This is a genomic window from Microvirga sp. KLBC 81 (genome assembly GCF_003075415.1).
GTDB lineage: Bacteria > Pseudomonadota > Alphaproteobacteria > Rhizobiales > Beijerinckiaceae > Microvirga.
The window spans coordinates 1-5,788 of record NZ_QDAH01000158.1; the positions used below are offsets into that span (position 1 = coordinate 1).

At 62.9% G+C, this 5,788-nt stretch carries 4 protein-coding genes, 3 pseudogenes and 1 other annotated feature; of the genes and pseudogenes, 4 read left to right on the forward strand and 3 right to left on the reverse strand.

Annotated elements, in window-relative coordinates:
* Positions 1–677: transposase (locus DC522_RS32190; RefSeq protein ID WP_165820421.1), on the reverse strand; the 677-nt coding region annotated here is incomplete at its 3' end.
* A gap of 211 nt (positions 678–888) precedes the next feature.
* On the opposite strand from DC522_RS32190, the gene DC522_RS32195 reads away from it, so the two are divergent.
* Positions 889–1,914, forward strand: coding sequence for an IS110 family transposase (locus DC522_RS32195; RefSeq protein ID WP_116532512.1), 1,026 nt, complete (start codon positions 889–891; stop codon positions 1,912–1,914).
* A gap of 218 nt (positions 1,915–2,132) precedes the next feature.
* Positions 2,133–2,540 (forward strand): annotated as a pseudogene (locus DC522_RS32200) (IS3 family transposase); the annotation flags it as partial.
* Positions 2,184–2,297 (forward strand) — a sequence feature (AL1L pseudoknot). Its footprint overlaps the pseudogene before it by 114 nt.
* Positions 2,541–2,640: 100 nt before the next feature.
* Here the strand turns inward: DC522_RS32200 and istB are convergent.
* Positions 2,641–3,384, reverse strand: a complete 744-nt coding sequence (istB, locus tag DC522_RS32205; protein WP_116532513.1) for an IS21-like element helper ATPase IstB — start codon at positions 3,382–3,384, stop codon at positions 2,641–2,643.
* Positions 3,385–3,398: 14 nt separating this feature from the next.
* A complete protein-coding gene (locus DC522_RS32210; protein ID WP_205769896.1) occupies positions 3,399–4,025 on the reverse strand; it encodes a transposase in 627 nt (208 codons plus the stop codon).
* A 266-nt stretch (positions 4,026–4,291) separates the two neighbouring features.
* On the opposite strand from DC522_RS32210, the pseudogene DC522_RS32215 reads away from it, so the two are divergent.
* Positions 4,292–5,161: pseudogene (locus tag DC522_RS32215) on the forward strand (group II intron maturase-specific domain-containing protein); the annotation flags it as partial.
* Positions 5,162–5,228: 67 nt separating this feature from the next.
* Positions 5,229–5,435, forward strand: a pseudogene (locus DC522_RS32220) (DDE-type integrase/transposase/recombinase); the annotation flags it as partial.
* Positions 5,436–5,788: the final 353 nt, after the last annotated feature.

Genomic DNA, 5,788 nt, shown 5'->3' on the forward strand with positions numbered 1-5,788 from the left:
GTTGCGGTGATCGCCCCGACACCGGGGATCGACATGAGAATGCGACAGGCTTGGTTCTGACGCGCGCCGGCCACGAGTTGACGTCCGAGTTCAGCAGCACGGATGCGCAGGCCGCGCCAGGCTTCCAGCATCGGCAGCACGATCGCAGCAAGATCCTCTTGGTCGACAAGAAGGCTGCGGACATTCTTCTCGGATGTGCTGCCCTTGCCGGCGGGAACGACCAGGCCGAAGGTCTTCATCAGTCCACGGATCTGGTTGGACAGCTCGGTTGTGATCCGCACTAGCCGGGCGCGCGCAGCCACAAGCGTGCGGACCAGCATGCTGTCGAAGCCTTTCACCCGCACCTCACGGAAGAAGCCAACCTCCGCCAGATGGGCCAAACCGTCGGCATCGTTGGCATCGGTCTTGTTCGCGGCCATGTCGAGGGCGGCCTTGGCATGACGAGCGTCGATGCAGATCGCCGGCAGCCCCTCGGCCCGAAGGGCATGATAGAACCACACCGACAAGGGGCCGGTCTCGAACACGACCCGCTTCACAGACGGCGCGCGTTTGCGGATCAGGTCAGCAATGAGCTTGGGATCGGATGGGCACTTGCCGCGCCAGACGCGCTGGCCGCCCCGGCGGATCGCCACCGCTGTCTCTTTCATCGACACGTCAAGCCCGATATAATCGTCCATGGCTGTTCTCCATTCGATGCTTGGGCCCGGCTTCCCGTCGTGAGCCCGTTCTTCCATCTTATCGGGGAACAGCCACCAGCTTCCATGAGCGTGACTGCAGATCCAGGGCGACTCGCTCCCGCGATTACCCCATGTGGATGCCCCCTCCCGACGGCATCACAATGTGCCAAGGTGGTGATCTGCAAAGACATCACGCAAGGAGAGGGCATCCATGTCAGACGTTTGCATCATCGGTATCGACCTCGCAAAGAGGGTGTTCCAGCTGCATGGAGCGGCCGCCGACGGATCTGTGGTGTTCAGGAAGAAGCTTTCGCGTGACCGGCTTCTGCCGTTTCTCGCTGCTCAGCCGCGCTGCGTCGTGGCGATGGAGGCCTGCGCGACTGCCCACAACTGGGGTCGCGAGATCGAGAATCTCGGTCACATCGTCCGTCTGATCCCGCCCATTTATGTGAAGCCCTTCGTGAAGCGGCAGAAGAACGACGCTGCCGACGCGGAGGCGATCGTCAAGGCGGCGTCGCGGCCGACCATGCGGTTTGTAGCTGTGAAGAGCGAGGCCCAGCAGGCTCGGGCAATGTTGTTCCGTACGCGCGATCTGCTGGTGCGCCAGCGGACCCAGTTGATCAACGCGGTGCGCGGCCATCTCGCCGAGCACGGCGTGGTGACGGCGCAAGGACCCGCCCATTTGAAGCGGCTGGCGGACGCCATCGCCGACGAGACATCGCCTCTGCCGGAGTTGGTAAGAAACCTCGGCCTGCTCTTTCTGGAGCAGATCGACATGCTCGACACGAGGATCAATGACCTCGATAAGAAGCTACGCGCGGTCGCCGGGCAGGCCACGACGACGCGGCGGCTGCAGACCATGCCCGGCGTTGGACCAATCACGGCGGTCGCTGTCGAGACATTCGCGCCGGCCATGCAAACCTTCAGCGGCCGGGACTTCGCAGCCTGGCTTGGGCTTGTGCCGCGGCAATGCTCGACGGGCGGCAAGCCACGCCTCGGAAAGACGTCGAAGATGGGACGGCGCGACATCCGCCGTCTACTGATCATCGGCGCGATGTCGGTACTGAAGGCAAGCGCCCGTTCGGCGCCGCCGGTTAATTCGTGGCTGTCGCGAATGCTGGCACAGAAGCCACGCATGCTGGTTGCGATCGCTCTGGCCAATAAGATGGCACGAAGCATCTGGGCCATGATGACGAAGCAAGAGGATTACCGAGGTCCGGTAGCAGCAACCGCTTGATCTATAAGGTTAAGCGGAACGGCTCCGGCGCGTTGGGGGTGTGAGGAGGTCAACGGACAGTAAGGGCAAATGATCGACAAGATCGCGGATGGGCAAGTCAGTGCCTGAGCAGGAGCTTCGAGCTCGCTATTTTGATGTGACCCCGTCCCGCGCATCGCCATACCGGCCAGCGGCCATGATGAGAGCCGCGTTTTTGAGGCCTGACACATGACCGCACCCGATCACGCACCCAAGTCGTTCGAAAAAGCACTTGCACTGACGGGGGCATCCACACATGCCCAGGCGGAGCTCGACCGCCGCTCCAAGCCATGAAGGCCTTCATCGACGCGCATCGGAAGCTCTATGGGGTCGAGCCGATCTGCCGTGTGCTGCCGATCGCCCCGTCGACCTCCTACGAGCACGCCGCCCGCCAGGCCGATCCCGACCGCAGGCCGGCACGAGAGCGCCGGGATGCCGAACTGTGCCGCGAGATCCGCCGGGTCTTTGCGGCGAACTTCGGCGTCTATGGGGTTCGCAAGGTCTGGCGCCAGATGATGCGTGAAGGGATCGCGGTCGCCCGATGCACGGTCGCCCGGTGCGGATTCCGACGAAGTCGGCCAGTTGTTCCGACGCGATGTCGGCCATGCATTCCGATTTCAAGCCGGTCATGATTCCGATCTGAAGTCGGCCACCTGAGGATCGTCCCTGGGTCCTTGTGTTGCACCGTGCGTGACGCTTTCGCGAAGATCAAGCCGCCCCGTCGAGCGCGCGGGTCTTGCGCAGGCTCTCGCCCCTCAAACTCAGGCGATAGGCGTTGTGGACGACCCGGTCGAGAATGGCATCCGCCAGTGTCGGCGTGCCGATCATCTCGTACCACTTCTCCACCGGCACCTGGCTCGTAATCAGCAGCGAGCCGGAATCGTACCGGTCCTCCACGATCTCCATCAGATCCCGCTGCTGTTCGGGCGTCAGCGGCTCCGGACCCCAATCGTCCAGAACCAGCAACTTCGCCCGCGCCAGCGTGCGCAGCAGACGGGCATAGCGGCCTTCCGTGCGCGCCAGGGCGAGAGCCGCAAACAGCCGCGGCACACGATGGTAGAGCACCGACAGATCCTCGCGGCACGCCCGGTGCCCCAGCGCGCAGGCGAGCCAGCTCTTGCCCACGCCGCAGGGACCGGTGATCAGCAGATTGCGCCGCTCGCGGATCCAGTCGCACGACGACAGCTTGAGGAACAACGCCCGATCGAGCGAGCGCGGCGCACGGAAGTCGACATCTTCGACGCTGGCGGGATGGCGCAGCCGGGCGGCGCGGGCGCGGGTCTCGAAGCGCTTCTGCTGCCGCAGCGTCACCTCATGATCCAGGATCAGGCCGAGCCATTCGGCATGGCCGAGCGCCGTTGCTTCGGGATTGTCGCTGAGCGCCTTGAAGCCCTTGGCCATGCCATACAGGCCGAGCTCGTGCAGCAACTCGAGAGTGGGATGGGTCAACATGCTTGTCGTCTCCTTCAGTGGAAGTAGCCCGGTCCGCGGATGTTGCGGTGGGTGATGGCAGGACGGTCAGAGGAAGCAGGCTCAGGGCTCTGGCGGGCATCGAGCAGAAAGACGACGCCCTTGTAGGAGAAAGCCCTGATGGCGAGGGCTTTGGCGGATGCCGCCTCGACCTGCTCCTTGGGGAGGCCGCGCATGTGGCGCAGCACGCCGATGCAGGTGCGGTAAGCCTGCTCGGGATGACGGCGGGTGGCCAGGATGGCGCCGATCAGCATCTCGGTGTTCGGGCCGAACGAAGCCGCCCAGGAGCGGAAGCGCTCCGGCGACCAGGTGGCGTAATGCCGATGCGAGGCGGGCATGTGCTCGGGCTTGGTGCCATGCGCCTGTCCGCCATAGCGCCGGCTGTGGGCGGCTACCCGCTCGCCCTTGTGGAAGGCCTCGACGGTCCGCTGCGTCAGGCGCACATCGACCTGCTCGCCGATGAGGCCGAAGGGCACGGAGTAGAAGAAGCCGTCCACCTCGATATGGTAGTCGAGCCCGGCGCGGGCGAACTGCCATTGCGCGAACACGTAGTCTTCCGCCGGCAGGGCTGCGAGGGTAGGTCGCTCGATGCTCTCGAAGAGCGCGCGCCGGCTACGGATCAAGGGGTGGGAAGAGCAGGCTGCGGCCTTGCGTGACGAGGCCGCGCAACGCGCGGCGCTGGCGCTGATTGTCAGCCGGCTTGAAAACTTTGCCGGACAGGTGCGGGATCGACTGTCGGCGGTGGATTGGTCTCTCCAGCGAGATCTGATCCGCCTTCTGGTCAAGCGCGTTGAGATTGATCGCGGAGACATCACGGTGGTGTTCCGTGTCGCTCCGCCGCCCGATCCAGGTTATGGTGGCTCAGACGAAGACAGTTTGCACCATTGTAGGCGGCGAGCTGTCACCGCTCCTGTCCAACATCATGCTCCATGAGTTTGATGCGTGGCTCGAGGCGAAATACCTCAGTGACAAGGCGCGTAAGGATCGATGGGCCTGGAACTTCGGCATCAAGCAAGGCCGTCCCATTACGGTTCGTGAGAACCGGCAATGGAAGCCGGCCATCGCCTACTGTCGATACGCTGACGACTTTGTCGTGATCGTCAAAGGAACCAAGGCTCAGGCAGAAGAGATCCGTGAGGAATGCCGTGCCTTTCTGGAAGGTGAACTGAAGCTGACGCTGAATATGGCCAAAACCCATATCACCCACGTCAACGATGGCTTCGTCTTTCTGGGGCATCGGATCATTCGCAAGCGAGGGGCGCACGGACGTATGTCTGTCGTCACGACGATACCCAAGGAGAAGGCCAAGGGGTTTGTTCACAGACTGACCGAGACCCTCTCCGGCAATCATAGTGTCAGCACGGTCGACATGATCGCTAGCCTCAACCGACAACTGGCCGGTTGGGCAGCGTTCTACAAGTTCACCGACTTCACTGCGTCCGTATTCCGGCACATCGACCATGTCGTGTTCTGGAAGCTGGCGCATTGGCTGGGGCACAAATACCGATCCCGCATCAAACCTCTGATGCTGAAATGGTACAAGGCCCCGGAACCGGGCAAGGCGAAAACCTGGCTCATCTACGGTCGGAATGAACGCGGCGACGCCATCGGCAAAGCGCTCCACAGGCTTGTCTCAAGCCCCAAGGCGCGGTTCCGGTGGCGCAATCCGGAGGAAAACCCATACATCTTCCGACGCGAAACCCGCAGCACCGTCACATCGCACTATCAGGATGTTGCTATGGCCATGGGCCAAGCTTGAACAGAGAGCCGTATGCGCTGAAAGGTGCATGTACGGTTCGGGGAGGAGAAGCGCACTCGCGCTTCTTACTCCACTCGCGACCTGGTCTGGCTTCGTCTATGTGGCCTTCGTGATCGATGCCTTCGCCCGCAGGATCGTGGGCTGGCGGGTGTCACGCACGGCCCGGGCCGAGTTCGTGCTCGATGCCCTGGAGCAGGCTCTCCACGAGCGGCAGCCTCTGCGGCGATCCAGCCTCATCCACCATTCGGATAGTAAGTATGCCCTGACCAGTGTTCCTGGGCGGCCTGACCCTCACAGCGATAGACCGTTTAGAGTGGCTGGTGCCGCAAGGTGTCCCTGCGTGGCCTGACCCACACTCTGATCGACCAGATCCGTGTCTTTCCCCGGACCTGTCGGCCGCCTGGGAGCCTCGCGGTGAGGTTTGCCTCACCGATGCATGTGACCCAAGAAGGGCCTGACTTTCTGTCGCGTTATTGTCCTGTCCAGGCATCCGGTCTCGGTAAACCGTCGGTCCAAGGTCTGCCTAGGAGAGTCCGTATGGAAGTTGGTCAGGAGGTTGCACCACGTCCCGTCGTTGGCGGCGTCGACACGCATAAAGATCTTCATGTCGCCGCCGTTGTCGATGAA